The sequence below is a fragment of the Alteribacillus persepolensis genome (assembly GCF_900099605.1).
Lineage (GTDB): Bacteria > Bacillota > Bacilli > Bacillales > Marinococcaceae > Alteribacillus > Alteribacillus persepolensis.
In genome coordinates, this window is the sequence record NZ_FNDK01000018.1 from 13,446 (window position 1) to 31,890 (window position 18,445).

An 18,445-nucleotide genomic window follows, 5' to 3' on the forward strand; every position below is an offset into this window, starting at 1 on the left:
TTTCTGTGTCATTAATATTGTGCGGTTATTTTAACATACTTTATGCAACTTGAAACAACCTTTCCTCTTTGATTCACATAATCTTTCATTTTATAGCGTCAAATATCCAACTATATGGGTCCATCTAGAACCTTCGTTCCATACATTTTACAACTATCAGCGTTACATAGAAAAACATCTGCTATTCCCATTTCTTCGGAAACAACAGATGTTTTCCCCCCTTCTGTTCTCTCAACAAGAGAACCTGTTCCTATTTATATCCCGGCTTTTCCATTACTGGAGACCGGCATGTTATGCTGCTCTATTACTGGAATTATGATCTGATGAAAACACAACGTGATCTAATGACAAAGCGTTGCTGTTAGTAAGTGCAATGTAAACCGACATCGCTAGTAAAGCAAGATCAAATTCATAGCCATCTATAAAACCTGCGGAAAATTTCACACTAAACATCGCTCCGGCCATAATAATTGCAAATAAGATGGCTGCAAGCTTCGTACCAATTCCTAAGATCATCGCAATGCCGCCTATAAGCTCAATGACTGCGACAATATAAGCCATGAATCCAGGAACACCAATGCTGTCAAAAAAACCTGCCGTGTTTCCAATACCTCCCTGAAACTTATCCCATCCATGTACCAAAAATATAAGTCCTAAAACTACTCGAAGGAGGACAGTACCAATCTCTTGTTTGTTCATCTTTCACCACTCCTTTTAATTAATTACTTTTCGTAAGTAAGTATATTTTAATAATTATCTTTTGTCAATTAAATATAAGAAAATAAGTAATTTAATTACTGTTTGTTTTCACAAAAGACTTTTATGATAAAATATATGGAAAAAGGGGTGATTGATAATGACCAACCAATCTCAACTCTGCCCGAAATTTGAAAAAGCTATGAGTATTTTGAGTAAACGCTGGACAGGCTTAGTCGTTTATCAGCTTCTGAGAGGCTCCCAGCGATTTTGTGAAATAGAAGCTTCTATCGGCATCAGCGGACGGCTTCTGTCTGATCGTTTGAAGCATTTAGAGAACGAAGGAATGGTGAAACGAGATGTTTATCCAGAAACACCGATTCGGATTGAATACTCATTAACCGAAAAAGGAAGAGCGTTAGAACCTCTTATGAACGAATTAGAACAGTGGTCTAAGACGTGGATTGATGAAAAAGAAGCAGTACAACGATAAAAAAGCGTGTTTTTGCACAAATACTGCAAAAAAACACGCTCATCTATAGTGGGTAATAAACAGCCTTAATAGCGTCTGTCCTAACGGGGCAAGTGCATTATTCATTCTTTCTCCATAGACATTCTTCTCTTATGCCCCCTGCCACTTGTTATATACTTTTTTCCTTTCCCCTGTATTCATACATGCGTGTTCTACACGGCTCACCTGTGCACACATTTAGTTGGTACTATCTAATTACGAATCCAACTTCCACTTACTCGCTGGTGCTCCTTGAAGCGGGGGTCTTCCCGCCTGATCAAGAGAGCGCTCCCGGCTTATGGGCTTTCTTATTACATGCTCGTTCGTACCGTGCAGCAACTAGAAAGTGATACGTTACTCACTTCCTGTTTGATACATCCTGACCTGGCGCTTCTCCTCTTCTCTATCGAGCTTAACCGATTCAGACAAAGACCGGCCGATCATCAGTATATAAATAAACGCTGTGGATACTTTCCACACTGTCCCCCCTACTTGTTGACCAGACAGTGTATAATTGCTGTACAAAGGCTCTGAAAAAATAATATAAATACCAATCGGTGTAAAAAGCAGGGCTATCACAAAGATATAGGGGATACGAATCATCGGTGTTAATGCTTTGTCATTCCCTGTAGATGCAGCCATCGGCCACCACATCAAAAAAGCAGGCGCAAGCAAAATAAGCATAGCCGCTAATTGCAATAAAGGTTGAGACATGACTGTATCAAACACAACCGGCAAATAATAAAGGGAAAATAGAATGGGAAACAATGCACCGGCAATCATTGGTTTGGTGAACATTTCAAACCATCTTGTATCCAAATAACGATGCAGTGATGCTGCCATTTCCTCTGTCAACCCTTGAATGACAAGAATCGGAACAATAAAATACGTAATTGTCTGCTGAATCATATGTACAAAAAACGAATAGCTGCCCGCTTGCAGTGCTACTACGGACTGTGCCGCGAAAAAAAGGCAAAGGCCCAGTACAAAAGAAATTTTCTTCCCGCGGCTGGTTTCACTTTTTCCTTTGGCTGCTTGAACATAGCGTTTCCCAATAAAAATTAAACATAGCAGAAGAATCATACTCCACACGTAGTACATGTTCTTGTTGGCTCCTTTTCATCATTGTTATACACAGAAAGTCATCTCATCTATGAGATACATCGTTTCTATCTTTTCATCTATCATTTCTTTTTCTTCTTCTTTTCTATCATCTTGGTTTTTGTTTATCTGCCATTGTAAGGCACTCCATGTAAGGAAGCCGAAACATTCTCCCCTGTTATGATAACATAGATGCGTCCTCTAAAGGTGTATACAATCCATGTCACTATGATGGCTTGTGCAGCATCTTCGGAGCGAGGTAAACAATGCCGGCTTTCAAGGCGCTTGCGTTTTTCTTCACCTTTCATCCTTGAACAAAGGGAAACGTTCCTAATGCGCAAAAAGGATAACCTGGATCTGTGGAAAATCCGGCTATCCTTTTCATACGCAAGGTCTGTCTTCTGAGTCGGGCTGGCTTTATTTTAATGAACATCAGCTAATGCTTCACCCGCGGGAAGCGAAGTGTCTATCAGCTGTAAAAAATCTTTTAGGACAACTCCTCCTCGTTTTTATACTACTGTATTAGACATTAACGTAAAGCCATCATAACCTTGTTCTGCAACTTCCGCACATTTCTCATGGTACGGACCGTATCCGCCGACATAGATTGGAAATCCTCGCACTTTATCCTCAATATTAGCGCCTGTGTACCAAGAATCGGTCTTCGTATACAGCGTTGTGTCCGCAAGCTCACGACAATGCTTGCTCCATGCTTGTTCGGCATCCTCTTTTGCTTCAATTGTTTCAATATCATGCTTGCGCAAATAATCGATACAATCAGAGATCCATTCCACATGCTGCTCAATCGTAATTGGCATGTTCCCAAGCACAGAAGGACTTTCTGGACCAGTAATCATGAACATATTTGGAAAACCTGTTGTTGACATGCCAAGGTATGTCCTGATTGCCGCTCCATTTTCCCACTTATCTTTTAGACAGACACCTTCTTTGCCGACAATATCCATTTTAAACAGTGATCCTGTCATTCCATCATAACCAGTAGCAAATACAATAACATCAAGTTCGTATTCTCCATCGGCCGTACGAATGCCTTTTGGCGTAATTTCTTCAATTGGCGCTTTTTTTACGTCAACAAGACTGACATTAGAGCGATTATACGTTTCAAAATAATCGGTATCAATAATCGGCCGCTTGGTGCCGTAGTAGTAATCTGGTGTCAATTGTTCCGCTGTTTTTGAATCTTCTACCGTTTCTTTGATCTTCGAGCGAATAAACGCAGAGACGATTTCGTTCGCTCTTTCGTCGGTAATAACATCTTTATATGCAAATAATAGAGTCGTACCGCCAATTTCCCAAGCTTTTTCTAATGTTTTTTGACGTTCTTCAGGGGAATCGTCAAGTACCGACTTTTCTCCATACGACACCGGCAGTCCTGCCAGTGAATCACGCACGGTCTTCCGCATTTCTTGGAAGCTTGCTTTTGCCTGTACCACTTCTTCCTCAGAGTATGGATAATTTCGTGCAGGAACACTGTATTGCGGCGTCCTCTGGAAAACTGTCAGATGATCTGCTTCTTTTGCAATCACGGGAATGGCTTGGACGCCGCTTGATCCTGTTCCGATAATGCCCACTCGCTTCCCAGTAAAGTCCACTTTTTCATGCGGCCAGTGCCCCGTGTGGTACCAATCACCTTCAAAGCTCTCTAACCCTTTAAATTTCGGAATGTTGGCCGTTGAAATACAGCCAATGCCGGTAATAAAATACTTCGCTGAAATCTTTTCTCCATTCTTGGTTTCGAGCTGCCAGCGGTTCGTTCTTTCGTTGTATTCCGCTTTTTCAATACGCGTATGAAATTGAATATCCGGGCGTAATTCGAACTTATCAGCGACGAAGTTAAGATAGCGAAGAATTTCCGGTTGTTCAGGGTACTTTGAAGTCCATGTCCACTCTTTATAAAGTTCTTCAGAAAAGGTATAGTTATAATAGATACTTTCTGAGTCACAGCGAGCACCTGGGTAACGATTCCAATACCACACACCGCCGACACCGCCCGCTGCTTCGTACACACGCGTTTTCAGCCCAGCTTCACGCAAACGGTAAAGCATATACAATCCCGAAAAACCTGCACCAATGACAACAGCATCCAACGTCGTTACTTGCTCTTTTACAGACGCCATGATTATTCCCCCTTTAAAATGAATCGCCCTTAAGCACTACAGTGAAATGCTCTTTTTTGTTTCAGCCAAAAATTGATCCATTTTCTCAATGGTTCCTTTTATCTGTTCAGGGAAGACAGCCATATTCGTAAAGAATCCATGAATTAAACCAGGTTCTGTATAAGCTTCTACGTGAATGCCGGCTTCTTGTAAGCGTTTTGCATACGCCATGCCTTCATCACGGAGAACGTCACATTCTGCTGTTGCGACAAAAGCAGGGGGAAGACCGCTTACATCTTGAGCTAACAGAGGCGCAGCATAAATGTTTTTTGCATCTATCTCATGATTGATGTAGTAGTCTCCAAACCAAATCATCAAATCTCTGTCCAGTCCAAACCCTTCACCAAATTCTTGATAAGAACCTGTGTTATAACTTAAGTCCGTGACAGGATAAATTAACACCTGTGCGGCAATAGGCGGCCCTTGTCTGTCACGAGACATCATCGAAACCGCCGTTGCCAAGTTCCCTCCGGCACTATCACCGGCTACAACTATATTGGAAGCGCTTCCATTTATAGACGCAGCATGTTCACTCACCCATTCTAAGGCAGCGTAAGAGTCTTCTAGAGGAATTGGAAACTTGTATTCTGGTGCAAGCCGGTAGTCAACCGATACGACCACACGCTCTGTTTTATTGGCAATCATCCGGCACGTAGCGTCCGCTGTTTCTAAATCACCAATAACCCAGCCGCCGCCATGATAATAGACAAATAGCGGAAAAGGTCCTTCTCCTTCAGGAGTATAGATTCTTATCCCGATGTTAGCATCATCACTAACAGGAATTTGCTTGTCTTCCATTTTGGCGAGAGGGGCTAACTCTACATCTGCAGCAGGCATTTGTGCAAACATATCTCTTACTTCTTCGGGTTTCAATGTTTGGAGGAGAGGCATCTCATAAAATTGTTCGAGGTACGCTTTAGCTTGGGGAATTAAATTAGCCAATACACATCTTCCTTTCTTGCATTTTTTAAGATGCTTTAGAAAATAGTTTCCTAAAACCTCTACCCATATTGTACATTTTCACTTATAATATGAATATTCCCAATTTTGTGTATACTATTCCCTCAAAAGGAGATGGTCGTATGTATACCATTTATTCGTTGCAAGACCATATGCGTTCATTAAATTCTCTATCAAGCCAGAAAGAACAGCTTCTCCACATGCTCCATATCTATTTGGATGTGTTTCCAGCTAAAGATGCATATTTGTTTCGATACTCTCCTTTAGGATATCTTGGGGAAGGTGTCATTGGGCTGACTGATGCAGGTTTTGTTAGTATTGGCGACATTCGGGATGACCTGCGCACCCTTTCTATTATTTACAATGCTGTCTGTGAACGAAAAACACAATTTAGTTCAGGAGAAGAATATTTTTTAAAATACGCCAACAGCAAATATGCCTCCCGCTTTTCGATGGATTGTCTTGTCGTTACGCCTATCCCTTTCGAACGGACGGTCATTGGATATATTTGTACAACAAATATTGCGGAAGGGGTCGTTATGGATGAGGACCTGTTATCGTCACTCACTATGTTTGGACAGCTGGCCGGCTCCGCGTTAAATGAAACACTTACGATAAACAATGATTCCTCTCTTTTAAGCAATCGGGAACTAGAAGTAATGAGGCGGATTGCCAAAGGGGAAAGCACCAAAGATATGGCTGACTATATGGACATTAGTGAATTTACCGTTAAACAGTACGTAAAATCTGCGATTAAAAAGCTTGGTGCCCAAAATCGTGCTCATGCTGTTGCTGTTATGTTTCAACGCGGTCTGTTAAAAGGATAGCGCTTTTTCAGCAGCCCACTGAACAAACCTGTGTCGTATACACTTAGGCGCCTCGATATTTGGGGAAGACAAAAAATATCCGTCTTTCACCTTTTCCTGTCTGCTCTGCCCGTGCAAGAAAAAACTCTTATTCGCATTACATGAACAAGAGTTTTTCACACGTTCAATTAAAACATACTAGTAATGACCATCATAAGGAGCTGGGTAACCATGCCCTGCATAAGGGCCATAGACTGGGCCGTAACTTGGACCAAAAGAAGGACCATAATGAGGCCCATATACCGGTCCGTGATAAGGGCCAGGGCCACCATATCCGCCCCCATACAACAACGGGCCAACAGCTAATCCTGCTAGAAAAGGAATAAACGGAAAATACGGATTTCTCGGCGGATGGTGATGATGGTCGTGGCTTCTCAACCATCCGTGGTGCCAATAATATGGGTGCATGCGGCGACAACCTTTCTTTTCCATTAGATATTTTCACTATATGTAGAAAAAAGAAAGGTGTTACTAAGGGCCGTTATTCGTTTTTCGCATCTTCATATCCGATATTGTACGCCTCTTCCATCACTTTGGTTAATAATTCAATAGCAGGCTGCATGTCTTCCATATCCAGCTCGATGCCTTTTTTATCTAGTAATGTTTTTGCTTCGGGGAGATGCTGCATAGCCACTTGCATAAACTTCATTTTTCGTTCTTGATCCACTTACCTCACCTCCTGTCTCTTCTGTGTCGTTATTATTGAAGCACGTTTCTCTTGCAAGCGTCAATACTTATTCTGGCAGGTCTCCTGTCTCTTTATAGACTGTGATTTCTTTTTCCAGCTGCCCTTTAACATCTGCTGGTATAACCGAACTGTAGGTTCCCATTGAAATGGCTCCATCTTGAAAATCGACATGAATGATTCCGCTTTCTAATTCATTGTTCTGGTACTGCTCTGCAGCCAGGCGGTACACTGTACCAACGTGCTGCACGGTGCTTGTTAACACCGTGGACTTGCCTAAATCGGATTGGTCCCCGATATAGCCAATCGCATACAGCCCCTTGTCTTTTAACTCTTCAATGACTTCAAGGTGATAACCATTTCCTGCCGGATAAATAACATCTGCCCCCGCTTCTATCATACGGTTTAGTATCTGCAACGCTGTTTCTTTATCATCCCAGCTCCCAACGCTCTCTTCCATCACACGTACAGATGCATCGTCCGCTGACTGGGCGCCATTCATAAAACCTTCTACTTCTGGCTGCCATTCTTGCGCGGCAATCACTCCCACCGTGTTTGAATCACTCATTGCCTGTGATAACCGCCCAGCAAAAAATCCCATCGCATACCCATCAAAAATAATAGAAGTAACATTTTCACCACGTGCTTGACCATTCAAAGAAACAAAATGCATATTTTCATAATCATTGCTTAACTCTTCAAACATATCCGCAAACGTTTTGCCATGGCCAAACACAAGCTCAACACCCTCATCCTGCAGCGCGTCCAGTGATGTTTTCACCCCTCCTAAGCTGGTGATATTTTCTTCATACATGACTTCCATATTTAATTCCGACTGTATGCTTAACAGTCCTTCGAAACCTTTTTGATTCCACGTTTTATCATCGACTGTACTTTCTAATAAGAGTGCTGCTTTTACGTCAGTTGATGATGTGGCCGGTAAAACAGCTTGACAGCTCGTCAGCAGAAAAAAACCGAGACAAAGCATCCAGATAACAGCTTTGCTTTTTTTCATTATAATCAACACTCCTTTCAAGAAAAACGGCGGTTGAGAAATCCGCTCAACCACCACCCTTGTCATCGTAGACGTTGCTGCTTTAGAACGCATCTGCTGCAGACGGGACGCTTTCCATGGACGGACCGAGGGATCCTCGAGCGAGCAGGTGCTTGTGCAAAACTAAAAAAACGCCAGCTTTTATCCTCTCTTATCTTTATAAAGACAGTATGGCTGGCGCCAAGCTTTGCGGTGCAGATAACTGCTCCGTGTATATGCTGGTTTCGTTCACACGCTGTATTTTCCTATAGGTGTCTGTCAGACAAACAGCTCGCTTTCATCTTCCGGTTATGGTACGTTTTCGCGTTTCATTTCAAAACTCCTGCATTCGTTAAGACGTCCGTCTGGCATATAACCATTCACTGCCTAAAGCAGCCACAAGAGATAAAAGGACAGACAGCCCTTCTTGTAATTGAAATACAAACTGACATATAACAAATGAGACGATAAGCACGGCGCAAAACAGGAGCGTTCTTATGTATACAGCATAATGATTCATTTCTTTGTCTCTCCCTCTAAACAGATATGATAACACACCTCAACACTTCCCATTAGAAATTACAGTCCGAAAGTATTGAAAAACCTTTGATAGCAGCAATTATACGGCGCTTTCTTTAGTATAAAGAAAAAGCTGCTTTACCGCCATCGGCGCTAAAGCAGCTTTTTTTCTATTCCATAACCGAAGCAAGAATCGCTTTTTGTACATGCAGCCGATTTTCTGCTTCGTCGTAAATAGCAGAGTGCGGACCGTCAATAATGCTTGCTGCCACTTCTTCTCCGCGATGTGCAGGCAGGCAGTGGAGAAAAATGAAATCATCTTTTGCGTTTGCACAAAGGGCCTCATTAATTTGAAAGCCGGCAAATGCTTTTTCTCTCTTTGCTTGCTCTTCTTCATAGCCCATGCTTGCCCATACATCTGTATAAATAACGTCTGCATCTTTTACAGCGTCTTGCGGGGTGTTTGTCAGTTCAACGTTTGTCCCGTTTTCTTCGGCTGTCTGCTGAATTTCCTTCCACACTTTGTCATCTGGCTCATAGCCTGCTGGAACAGCAAGTGCTGCATCCATCCCCGTTTTTGCACAAGCTACTAACAGCGAATTCGCTACGTTATTGCCGTCACCAACAAATGCAGCTTTCAAACCGTCAAGGCTTCCTTTATGTTCTTTTATCGTTAACACATCAGCAAGTGCCTGGCACGGATGATATAAATCCGTTAATGCGTTAATCACAGGCACATCAGAGTGCGTTGCTAACTCTTCGACAGTTTCGTGTGAGTTCGTGCGAATCATAATCGCATCCAAATAGCGGGAAAGCACTTGTGCTGTATCTTTAATTGGTTCTCCCCGGCCAATTTGCATATCTCTTGGGCTTAAAAAGAGAGAATGTCCGCCAAGCTGTGTCATACCGACTTCAAATGACACTCTTGTTCTCGTTGATGCATTTTCAAAAATCATGCCAAGTGATTTTCCTTGGAGCAGCTGGGACTGTCCATATTGTTTGTGGTGTTCTTTTAATTGTTCAGAGAATGTCAACAGATCTTGGATTTCATCTGTTGTAAAATCCAACAATGTTAACACATCTCTCCCGACAAGGTTGCCGGGAGGCTGAATATGCTTGTCTTCACTCATTGGCTTACACTCCTTCTTCAGCTGTCACCGCCTGCTTCAGCCATTCTTCAATCGCTTTTGGTTCTTTTCTTTCTCCAGTCATTGCTTCCAGCATAATTTCTAATGTTTTGGTGTTTGTAACAACTGTCTTTCTTTGTTTTAATGCTTCTTGACGACGCTTTGCTCCAGTGGAGTAGCCAGTCTTTGGAAAGCTGATATAGGCTACCGCATCTTCTTTTTCTACCCAGTTCTCATATGACATGTTTTCATGAGCCGTATCCCATTCATTGTCATCAGAGACGAGCGTATAGCCGAGATTTTCTAACTGCTTTAGAGACGAAGCAGCATCATCCAGCTGGCTGTGATGGATATCGCAAAAGATACGTCCAGTCTCTTTAAAGAGAAGCGGAATTTGCGTTTCTGACCAAGCAAAAGCTTTTTGGAATGCTTCTTCTTTGTCTTGTGCGATACTAATCAATTCACCGGTAGACTTCATTTCTGCTTCTAGCAGCGGATCAATTCCAGCAAGTTTATCGTTTGAGAACACCGGTGCCTTGACGGTGTAGTACGGTGTTTCTTCCACAAGACCGGATTTTCCATCCGCCCAGTCTTTTACAGACTTGCCAAGCAGCATATGAACGGCGCCTTCAATAAGATGCGTACCGGTTACTTTGGAGAAAATCGGCACTGTTCTCGACGCTCTTGGGTTAATTTCAATTACGTAGAGCGTATTATCTTCATACACAAATTGAATATTAAATATCCCTTTAAAATTCATGCCTCTCGCAATGTTTTGTGCGTATTGAACGAGCAATTCTTTCGTTGTATCCTGCACCGAAAATGGCGGCGTTACCGCAATCGAATCGCCCGAGTGAACACCGGCTGGTTCAACATGTTCAAAGATACCAGGAATATAAATATCATGTCCATCGGTTAAAACATCTACTTCAAGCTCTTTGCCTGGAATAAATGCATCGATTAAAATCGGATACTCTACATTGTGTTTCATTTCTGTTAAATAGCTGGTGAGTTCTTCTTCACTCGTGTGAATCGCCATTCCTTGGCCGCCAATAACATAAGATGGACGCAATAGTACTGGAAAACCGATTTGTTTGGCTTTTTCAATCACATCATCTTTGTTGTAACCAGTCACTCCTGGAATATGCGGAACGCCCACTTTATTCATAAACTCATAAAAACGACCGCGGTCTTCTAGTGCATCTATCGTATCCGAAGAGGTACCAAGTACATTTAAGCCTGCTTTTTCGAGCTCATCAGTAAGCGAAATACCTGTTTGCCCTCCCAGCTGCACAATAACAGCTTCTACGTTTTCTGCATCAGCCACATGCAGGACGTCTTCACTCGTTAATGGTTCAAAATATAAGTGATCGGCCATTTCAAAATCAGTACTAACCGTTTCAGGGTTATTGTTCATAATAACAGCTTCATAGCCTGCTTTTTGTACTTCCATCGCACCGTGCACGGAACAGTAGTCAAATTCAATCCCCTGCCCGATACGGATTGGTCCAGAACCAAGGATTAAAATTTTCGGTTTCGTGCTCTTTTCTTCGCTGCCGTCACTGTGCTGATACCAGCTGGAGTAATAATATGGTGTTTCAGCAGTAAACTCTGCAGCACATGTATCTACCATGTGATAAGACGGCACGATTCCCCATTCTTTTCGCTGTTGGTAAACAGACAGTGCTTCTGTTTCCCATTGTTTGGCCATCCATTTATCCGTAAAGCCAGTTTTTTTCCACTGCATAAGCTGTTCTTGTGTGACATTTTTCCACGTCGTGCTTTTAATCGCTTCTTCTAGGCGGACGAGCTTTTCAAATGATTGTAAAAAGAACAAGTCAATTTCCGTTTTGTCATGAAGCGCCTGTGCAGTTTCTCCTTTTCTTAACAATTCCATCAGCACAAAAAAGCGCTGGTCGTCTTGGTTGTCCAGACGTTTATACAATGCAGAAACTGTGTGACCGACTAGTTCAGGCAGTGCTAAGCCGTCTGTTTTTATTTCCAGCGAACGTACAGCTTTTTGCAGAGCTGATTCCAGGTTACGCTCTATAGCCATGACTTCACCCGTTGCTTTCATTTGTGTGCCAAGTGTGCGTTTGGCATGCACAAATTTATCAAACGGCCAGCGTGGAAATTTCACGACAACGTAGTCAAGCGCCGGCTCAAAACTTGCATACGTATGGCCTGTTACAGGGTTTAACAATTCATGCAAGTGATACCCTACACTGAGCTTAGCTGCCATACGGGCAATAGGATAGCCAGTCGCTTTGGACGCAAGTGCCGAGGAACGGCTGACACGTGGATTTACTTCAATTAAGTAATATTGCTTGCTGTGTGGGTCAAGCGCAAATTGAATGTTGCAGCCGCCGACAATGCCAAGCGCTCGAATCACTTTTAGGGATGCGGCACGTAACATTTGGTATTCTACATCTGTTAACGTCTGCGATGGAGCCACAACAATCGAATCCCCTGTGTGCACCCCTACCGGATCAATGTTTTCCATGTTGCAGACAGTGATACACGTATCATTTTCATCCCGCATCACTTCATATTCTACTTCTTTAAAACCGGCAATACTTTTTTCCACCAAGCACTGGCTGATTGGACTTGCGTCTAGGCCGCCCGTTACAATATAGCGCAGCTCCTCTTCGTTATGAGCGATACCGCCACCGCCGCCGCCTAATGTATAAGCGGGACGAATAATAATAGGGTAGCCGGTTTTGGCTGCAAATTCCAGTGCTTCTTCTTCTTTTTCTACGATTTCACTTTCCGGAACAGGCTCGCCGATCTCTTGCATTAACGAGCGGAACAATTCCCGGTCTTCCCCTTGTTTGATTGATTCAATTGGCGTGCCAAGCAGCGTAACGCCATATTTGGATAAAATGTCTTGTTCATCCAAAGCAAACGCTAAGTTTAAGCCCGTTTGCCCGCCCAACGTGGCAAGCAGACCATCTGGCTTTTCTTTTTGGATGACTTTTTCTACCGATTCTACTGTTAATGGTTCAAAATATACTTTATCTGCACAGGCTTCGTCCGTCATTACCGTTGCAGGATTATTATTGATTAAAACAACTTCCATTCCTTCTTCTCGAAGTGCAAGGCATGCTTGTGTACCGGAGTAATCAAATTCTGCTGCCTGCCCGATAATAATTGGCCCGGACCCAATGACGAGTACTTTGTTGATGTCTGTTTGTTTAGGCATAGGTTTTCTCTCTCCCCTTTTTCTTAAGGTGTTGAAGGAATTGATCAAAGATTTCTTCGCTGTCTGCCGGTCCTGGATGTGCTTCTGGGTGGAACTGTACGGTCGTAATATCGTGCTTCGAGTGTGAGAGACCTTCGACAGACCCGTCATTAATATTGATATATTGTACCGAAAACTCTCCATCTGGCAGACTGTCTTCTTTTACAACGTAACTGTGGTTTTGAGATGTCATAAATACTTTCTTGGTCTGTTTATCTTGTACCGGCTGATTCGCTCCGCGATGGCCGAAACGAAGCTTCTCTGTGTCACCGCCAAAGGCAAGCGCGAGCAGCTGATGGCCAAGGCAAATCCCTAAAGATGGGTACGTTTGTGCAAGCTGCTTGTAATGAGGAAGCCACTCTTGCAGCTGCTTAGGGTTGCCTGGTCCGTTGGAGAATAACAATCCATCCGGCTCAAGTGCTTCAATCTCTTCCATTGGAGTATTAAACGGAACAACCGTAACTTTACAGCCTTTTTTCACAAGGCTTCGAACCATTGATTGTTTGTAGCCAAAGTCGAGCAAAGCGATATGCTGTTCTCCATCACCAAAAGTTACAGGCGCTGACACCGCCACTTTATCAATCAGCATTTGTTCACCAATTGGCTGATACGCACGAACATCTGTATTTTCAGCAGATGTTGTCATCACAGCACCCATGTCCCCTTTTTCACGAATGCTTTTGACAATGGCCCGAGTGTCTGCTCCTTTGATTATCGGCACTCCCGCTTTTTTGGCTGCTTCTTCGATGGTCTGCTTCGCTTCGTAGTGAAACACATCAGATGCGGCTTCACTGACTACCATACCTGCCGGCTGCGGTTTTATGCTTTCATAGTCGTGCTCGTTCCAGCCATAATTTCCGATCAGGGGATACGTAAACACGACGATTTGCCCGTGAAACGAAGGATCAGTCATTACTTCTTGATATCCGGTCATACCAGTGAAAAATACAATTTCGCCATAGATTTCTTCCTGATTGTCAGAAACCATCGTTCCTTCGAATACTTCTCCGCTTTCTAGCTTGATATATCCCTTCATATGTTTGTTCCTCCTCATAGTCTCCCAGGTGTATTTCTTCAACGTTTTAACGTCTCTTCTATTAATGCGGTTGCTTCTTTCAGCATTTCCCAATCGATTGTCAGCGGCGGCAGAAGCCGGAGTACGTTTGGCCCCGCTGCCAGCACCAGCACGCCTTTTTCTTGCAGTTTTCCAATAGTGTTGGCTGCTGGTTCATTCAATTCTATTCCGACCATCATGCCTTTCCCGCGAACTTCTTTGACAACTTCAGCTGAGGCAAGGCGCTCTTGTAATTCTTTCAGCAGTGCTTCTCCCTTGTCTTTTGCTTTTTGGCTCCAGTTTTCGTTTATTAATGTGTCAAGTGTCGCAGAAGCCGCTGCCATAGCAAGTGGATTTCCGCCAAATGTCGTGCCGTGGCTTCCTGGCCCAAACGCGTCTTTTAGATGGGCTTTTCCGATTACCGCTCCTGTTGGAAAACCGTTGCCCAGTGCCTTTGCTGTTGTAATAATATCTGGTTCGATACCGCTTAGTTGATGAGCAAAAAATGCTCCCGTTCGGCCAAGGCCCGTTTGAATTTCATCACAAATCAGCAGGGCTCCTGCATTTTCGGCGAGCGTCTCCGCTGCTTGTAAAAAAGAATCATCGGCAGGAATAACGCCGCCCTCTCCTTGAACCGGCTCCAGCATAACAGCCGCCGTTTCATCATCGATAGCGTTCTCCAGTGCCTTCACGTCGTTATACGGAACGTACTCAAATCCTTCCAGCATGGGTCCGAACCCTTGATGAATACTTTCTTGGCCAGTCGCTGCCATTGTTCCGAATGTCCGCCCGTGAAAAGACTGGAGAAAGCTGATGATTTTCTTTTTCCCCGTATGTTTTCTCGCCAGCTTAATCGCTGCTTCGTTGGCTTCTGCTCCGCTGTTTGCAAAAAACACTAGATCTGCGCACGAATGAGAGGTTAATTGTTTTGCCGTTTGTTCCTGCCCTTCGTAGTGAAAAAAGTTTGACGCATGCCAGCCTTTCTGGAGTTGTTTTTCCACAGCTTCAAGTACGGCTGGATGACCATGGCCTAAATTGACCACGCCAATACCTGCCATCATGTCAATGTACGTTTTCCCTGTTTGGTCGGTAATGGTTGAACCGGAAGCCTGCTCAAATGCGATGTTCCATTTTTTGTAAGTCGGGAAAAGCAATTCATCTGTTTTGATAGAGTTTGTTGTATTCATTTTCCGGTTCCTCCTTCATTTAATGAACAGCACGTTTTTCTTTAATAATCGTTGTTCCTTTCAACGTTCCATTTTCATGTCTGTTTTTGCCGTTTCCATTAGCAATGGTTACTTTTTCTAACTTATCAGTTAAACTGTCAGCTGCTGCTCTTACTTTTGGAATCATGCCGCCGTATATGGTTCCATCGTTGACGAGCTTGTCGATATCACTGACTGTCAATGTTTCTTGCATGTTTCCATCAATCATGACACCATCCACGTCTGTGACAAACATTAACTCCTCTGCTTGCATGGCTTGTGCCACTGCTGCGGCAGCTACATCAGCATTGACGTTTAATTTTCCGCCGTTTATGTCGCTTGCAATTGGTGCGATTACCGGTATAGAACCGGTTTTTACAATATGCAGCAGCAATGTTTGGTTAACATCTTCTACGTTGCCGACGTAACCGAGCGTATCAAGATTCAATGGTGATGCTTTGATGAGATCACCGTCTACTCCCGATAAACCAATTGCTGTTTTAGAAGTATCTTGAAAAGCTGTAACGATTTTTTTGTTGACTTTTCCGCTTAGCACAAGTTCAGCTGTTTCTAATACTTCGGCAGTCGTTTTTCGTAAGCCATCAACAAACTCTGGTTTAATCTGCATGGTGACTAACATGTCGTTGATAGCAGGACCGCCGCCATGGACGATAATCGGATGCTTTCCCATGTCTTTCATAGCGGCGATGCTTTGGAAAAAGTCAGCTGAGAGTTCCTCTACAGTAGAACCTCCGCATTTAATCACTACAATGCCGTCCATTGCCATCGTCCCTCTCTTTTATCGTTTTACGTACGGTATCCCGCATTAATCCGCACATATTCATAAGTGAGATCACAACCCCACGCTTTGCCTTTGCCTTCTCCGATATGCAAATCAACATTAATGGTAATATCATCTTGTTCCAGATAAGCTTTTGCTTCTTCTTCAGAAAAATCAACCGGTGTGCTGTTTTTTAATGTTTGGATGGAACCAAGGGAAATATCAATGTTTTCTGGGTTTAGTTCTACTTCGCTGTAACCAAGGGCAACAATGATACGTCCCCAGTTTGCATCCGTTCCGTAAATCGCTGTTTTTACTAAGTCTGAGCCGACAATCTGCTTAGCAGCTTGCCCTGCTTCTTCATCCGTTGCTGCACCAAAGACATTTACTTCCACAAGTTTTGTGGCACCTTCTCCGTCCCGGGCGATCTTTTTAGCCAAGTCTTCACATGTCAGCTGCAAAGCATTAATAAACTTATGCCATTCGGGATGATTTGGGTGCAGCGGCTCATTTGCCGCGTGGCCGCTTGCCATAACGACAACCATATCGTTTGTGGATGTGTCGCCATCTACCGTAATGCGGTTAAATGTTTTATCGGTCACTTCATGTAAAGCCGTCTGCAAATATTCTGGCTCTATGTCAGCATCGGTTGTAACAAAGCTTAACATGGTTGCCATGTTCGGATTGATCATTCCAGAACCTTTTGCTGTTCCGCCAAACGTGACACGCTTTCCATTAATCGTCGTTTGGTAGCACGCATGTTTTTTCACTTTGTCAGTGGTCATAATCGCTTCATTAAACAAATCAGCATCCTTAAAAGTAGGCATTGGCTTTAACTCCTGCATACCTGGAAGGATTTTTTCCATGTTCAGCCGTTCACCAATCACTCCTGTTGATGTAACAGCTATTTGATGGTCCGGTACATCAAACACCGACGCTGCTGATTCTCTCATCTTATAAGCATCCATCAGCCCTGCTTCGCCAGTACATGAATTAGCATTTCCACTGTTGACGACAATAGCGCGCAATTTGCCTTCTTCGGCGATGCTTTCTTTGGTTACCTGCAGGGGAGCTGCTTGAATTTTATTTAATGTGTATACAGCTGCACTTGAAGCAGGCACATCACAAAGAATAGCACCAAGGTCTTTCCTTTTTCGTTTCACCTTTGTATGCACGCCCGCTGCCGTAAAACCATACGGTGTAATAATGCTTCCTCCGTTCACTTCGACGATGTCTTCTGTACTTTGTAAAGTGCTCATGCTTCTCTCTCCCCTGTTTATTTATTATGGATATACCGGCACGATATTAAGACCGGCTGTTTCGTCAAAGCCAAACATCACATTCATGTTTTGAATGGCTTGGCCTGAAGCTCCTTTGACTAAGTTATCAATAACCGACACAATCGTTGCGCGGTTTGTCCTCTCATCTACCGTTATGCCGATATCACAGTAATTCGTTCCGTAGACTTCTTTTGTACATGGATACGTTCCGCTGTTTCTTAAACGGACAAACGCTTGATCATGGTAAGCGTTTTGATACAGCTTTTTCACGTCATTTTCTGTCCAATTCTTTTCTAACGGCGCATACATCGTTGCCATAATTCCTCGTGTCATTGGTACAAGGTGCGGTGTAAAAGTAACCGCAGCATCTGCCTGCATCCAGCGGCTTAACTCCTGTTCAATTTCTGGGGTGTGTTTATGCTCATTTACCTTGTAAACTTTGAAATTGTCATTCATTTCACTGAAATGAGTGATAGCACTAAGCGAACGACCTGCTCCTGTTGTACCCGACTTAGCGTCAATGATGACGTTGTTTGCATCAATCGCCCCCGCTTGGGTAAGCGGCGCCAACCCTAGCAGAACAGCGGTCGGATAACAGCCCGGATTGGATAAAATTGTCGTTGATTCAACCGCTTCTCTGTTCCACTCTGTCAACCCGTAAACTGCTTTGTCTAACAATGAAGCATCTGCTGCTTTTCGTCCGTACCATTTTTCGTATATACTGCCGCTTTTCAAGCGAAGATCCCCAGATAAATCAATTACCTTTGTCTTCTCTGCTATTTGCCCGGTGAGTTCCGCCGACACGCCGGGAGGGGTAGATAAAAATACGGCATCGTGTTGTTGTAAGTACTCTGGATTAATATCTTCTAATGTCTCATCTACAATATCTTGAACGTGCGGATAGCTTTCTGCCATCGTTTTTCCTTCCTGTGAAGAAGAAAAAACAGTGATTTTTTCAACGTTAGGGTGATTGTGCAGCAATCGAATTAATTCAATACCGCCATATCCCGTAGCTCCGACAATTGCAATTTTCATAAACTTGCACCTCGTTTTATCTTTATACATTTTCTGTTGATGTTTATTATAAGTGTGAATATATATTAATGCAACTGTATTTTTATATTTTTTTTGCTTTCCTTTGTTTTTTCTATTTACGCCTTTATTTAATAGGATATGAACAAATCCGCCTAATTTGGTGTTTCTATACGT

At 43.2% G+C, this 18,445-nt stretch carries 17 protein-coding genes; 2 read left to right on the forward strand and 15 right to left on the reverse strand.

Annotated elements, in window-relative coordinates:
* Nucleotides 1–291: 291 nt before the first annotated feature.
* A complete protein-coding gene (locus BLT18_RS12925; RefSeq protein WP_091274815.1) occupies nucleotides 292–699 on the reverse strand; it encodes a DoxX family protein in 408 nt (135 codons plus the stop codon).
* A 157-nt stretch (nucleotides 700–856) separates the two neighbouring features.
* Here BLT18_RS12925 and BLT18_RS12930 point away from each other — a divergent pair, with 157 nt between their 5' ends.
* A complete protein-coding gene (locus tag BLT18_RS12930) occupies nucleotides 857–1,189 on the forward strand; it encodes a winged helix-turn-helix transcriptional regulator (protein WP_091274817.1) in 333 nt (110 codons plus the stop codon).
* A gap of 372 nt (nucleotides 1,190–1,561) precedes the next feature.
* On the opposite strand, the gene BLT18_RS12935 is transcribed toward BLT18_RS12930, so the two are convergent.
* The 3 genes from BLT18_RS12935 to BLT18_RS12950 all read right to left on the reverse strand — a co-directional run bounded on the left by BLT18_RS12935 (nucleotide 1,562) and on the right by BLT18_RS12950 (nucleotide 5,427).
* Nucleotides 1,562–2,308, reverse strand: coding sequence for a cytochrome c oxidase assembly protein (locus BLT18_RS12935; protein ID WP_091274818.1), 747 nt, complete (start codon nucleotides 2,306–2,308; stop codon nucleotides 1,562–1,564).
* A 509-nt stretch (nucleotides 2,309–2,817) separates the two neighbouring features.
* A complete protein-coding gene (locus tag BLT18_RS12945; protein ID WP_091274824.1) occupies nucleotides 2,818–4,446 on the reverse strand; it encodes a flavin-containing monooxygenase in 1,629 nt (542 codons plus the stop codon).
* 36 nt (nucleotides 4,447–4,482) lie between these two features.
* Nucleotides 4,483–5,427 (reverse strand): alpha/beta hydrolase, encoded by a 945-nt coding sequence (locus BLT18_RS12950; RefSeq protein ID WP_245705268.1) that lies wholly within the window; start codon nucleotides 5,425–5,427, stop codon nucleotides 4,483–4,485.
* A gap of 140 nt (nucleotides 5,428–5,567) precedes the next feature.
* Here BLT18_RS12950 and BLT18_RS12955 point away from each other — a divergent pair, with 140 nt between their 5' ends.
* Entirely contained in the window at nucleotides 5,568–6,272 is a 705-nt protein-coding gene (locus BLT18_RS12955; RefSeq protein ID WP_175487504.1) for a response regulator transcription factor, read from the forward strand.
* 177 nt (nucleotides 6,273–6,449) lie between these two features.
* Here BLT18_RS12955 and BLT18_RS12960 read toward each other — a convergent pair whose 3' ends face one another.
* The 11 genes from BLT18_RS12960 to argC all read right to left on the reverse strand — a co-directional run bounded on the left by BLT18_RS12960 (nucleotide 6,450) and on the right by argC (nucleotide 18,271).
* The gene (locus BLT18_RS12960) at nucleotides 6,450–6,719 is read right to left on the reverse strand and encodes a penicillin-binding protein (protein WP_245705269.1); all 270 of its coding nucleotides are present in this window, start codon (nucleotides 6,717–6,719) and stop codon (nucleotides 6,450–6,452) included.
* 73 nt (nucleotides 6,720–6,792) lie between these two features.
* Nucleotides 6,793–6,960, reverse strand: a complete 168-nt coding sequence (locus BLT18_RS12965; RefSeq protein ID WP_091274922.1) for a ComZ family protein — start codon at nucleotides 6,958–6,960, stop codon at nucleotides 6,793–6,795.
* An 85-nt stretch (nucleotides 6,961–7,045) separates the two neighbouring features.
* Nucleotides 7,046–8,011, reverse strand: a complete 966-nt coding sequence (locus tag BLT18_RS12970) for a BMP family ABC transporter substrate-binding protein (protein WP_245705270.1) — start codon at nucleotides 8,009–8,011, stop codon at nucleotides 7,046–7,048.
* Nucleotides 8,012–8,381: 370 nt separating this feature from the next.
* Nucleotides 8,382–8,549, reverse strand: coding sequence for a hypothetical protein (locus tag BLT18_RS18275; protein WP_175487505.1), 168 nt, complete (start codon nucleotides 8,547–8,549; stop codon nucleotides 8,382–8,384).
* A gap of 169 nt (nucleotides 8,550–8,718) precedes the next feature.
* On the reverse strand, nucleotides 8,719–9,678 hold the full coding sequence (gene argF / locus BLT18_RS12975) for an ornithine carbamoyltransferase (protein ID WP_091274832.1): 960 nt from the start codon (nucleotides 9,676–9,678) through the stop codon (nucleotides 8,719–8,721).
* Between the two features lie 4 nt (nucleotides 9,679–9,682).
* Nucleotides 9,683–12,877 carry a carbamoyl phosphate synthase large subunit gene (locus BLT18_RS12980; RefSeq protein WP_091274835.1) on the reverse strand — a complete coding sequence of 1,065 codons (3,195 nt, stop codon included), beginning with the start codon at nucleotides 12,875–12,877 and terminating at the stop codon, nucleotides 9,683–9,685.
* On the reverse strand, nucleotides 12,870–13,952 hold the full coding sequence (locus BLT18_RS12985) for a carbamoyl phosphate synthase small subunit (RefSeq protein WP_091274838.1): 1,083 nt from the start codon (nucleotides 13,950–13,952) through the stop codon (nucleotides 12,870–12,872). The genes BLT18_RS12980 and BLT18_RS12985 overlap by 8 nt, the downstream gene beginning before the upstream one ends.
* 38 nt (nucleotides 13,953–13,990) lie before the next feature.
* Nucleotides 13,991–15,157 (reverse strand): acetylornithine transaminase, encoded by a 1,167-nt coding sequence (locus BLT18_RS12990; RefSeq protein ID WP_091274841.1) that lies wholly within the window; start codon nucleotides 15,155–15,157, stop codon nucleotides 13,991–13,993.
* A gap of 19 nt (nucleotides 15,158–15,176) precedes the next feature.
* The gene (argB, locus tag BLT18_RS12995) at nucleotides 15,177–15,962 is read right to left on the reverse strand and encodes an acetylglutamate kinase (RefSeq protein WP_245705271.1); all 786 of its coding nucleotides are present in this window, start codon (nucleotides 15,960–15,962) and stop codon (nucleotides 15,177–15,179) included.
* Between the two features lie 20 nt (nucleotides 15,963–15,982).
* Nucleotides 15,983–17,215: a bifunctional glutamate N-acetyltransferase/amino-acid acetyltransferase ArgJ gene (gene argJ / locus BLT18_RS13000; RefSeq protein WP_091274844.1), complete on the reverse strand. Its 1,233-nt coding sequence runs from the start codon at nucleotides 17,213–17,215 to the stop codon at nucleotides 15,983–15,985.
* Nucleotides 17,216–17,239: 24 nt separating this feature from the next.
* Nucleotides 17,240–18,271 carry an N-acetyl-gamma-glutamyl-phosphate reductase gene (gene argC, locus BLT18_RS13005; protein WP_091274928.1) on the reverse strand — a complete coding sequence of 344 codons (1,032 nt, stop codon included), beginning with the start codon at nucleotides 18,269–18,271 and terminating at the stop codon, nucleotides 17,240–17,242.
* Nucleotides 18,272–18,445: the final 174 nt, after the last annotated feature.

Bases quoted from the DNA above. Each gene is read 5' to 3' on its own strand.
- BLT18_RS12925 (WP_091274815.1), bottom strand. From the start codon at position 699: ATGAACAAACAAGAGATTGGTACTGTCCTCCTTCGAGTAGTTTTAGGA.
- BLT18_RS12930 (WP_091274817.1), top strand. From the start codon at position 857: ATGACCAACCAATCTCAACTCTGCCCGAAATTTGAAAAAGCTATGAGT.
- BLT18_RS12935 (WP_091274818.1), bottom strand. From the start codon at position 2,308: ATGTACTACGTGTGGAGTATGATTCTTCTGCTATGTTTAATTTTTATT.
- BLT18_RS12945 (WP_091274824.1), bottom strand. From the start codon at position 4,446: ATGGCGTCTGTAAAAGAGCAAGTAACGACGTTGGATGCTGTTGTCATT.
- BLT18_RS12955 (WP_175487504.1), top strand. From the start codon at position 5,568: ATGTATACCATTTATTCGTTGCAAGACCATATGCGTTCATTAAATTCT.
- BLT18_RS12960 (WP_245705269.1), bottom strand. From the start codon at position 6,719: ATGCACCCATATTATTGGCACCACGGATGGTTGAGAAGCCACGACCAT.
- BLT18_RS12965 (WP_091274922.1), bottom strand. From the start codon at position 6,960: ATGAAGTTTATGCAAGTGGCTATGCAGCATCTCCCCGAAGCAAAAACA.
- BLT18_RS12970 (WP_245705270.1), bottom strand. From the start codon at position 8,011: ATGAAAAAAAGCAAAGCTGTTATCTGGATGCTTTGTCTCGGTTTTTTT.
- BLT18_RS18275 (WP_175487505.1), bottom strand. From the start codon at position 8,549: ATGAATCATTATGCTGTATACATAAGAACGCTCCTGTTTTGCGCCGTG.
- argF (WP_091274832.1), bottom strand. From the start codon at position 9,678: ATGAGTGAAGACAAGCATATTCAGCCTCCCGGCAACCTTGTCGGGAGA.
- BLT18_RS12980 (WP_091274835.1), bottom strand. From the start codon at position 12,877: ATGCCTAAACAAACAGACATCAACAAAGTACTCGTCATTGGGTCCGGG.
- BLT18_RS12985 (WP_091274838.1), bottom strand. From the start codon at position 13,952: ATGAAGGGATATATCAAGCTAGAAAGCGGAGAAGTATTCGAAGGAACG.
- BLT18_RS12990 (WP_091274841.1), bottom strand. From the start codon at position 15,157: ATGAATACAACAAACTCTATCAAAACAGATGAATTGCTTTTCCCGACT.
- argB (WP_245705271.1), bottom strand. From the start codon at position 15,962: ATGGCAATGGACGGCATTGTAGTGATTAAATGCGGAGGTTCTACTGTA.
- argJ (WP_091274844.1), bottom strand. From the start codon at position 17,215: ATGAGCACTTTACAAAGTACAGAAGACATCGTCGAAGTGAACGGAGGA.
- argC (WP_091274928.1), bottom strand. From the start codon at position 18,271: ATGAAAATTGCAATTGTCGGAGCTACGGGATATGGCGGTATTGAATTA.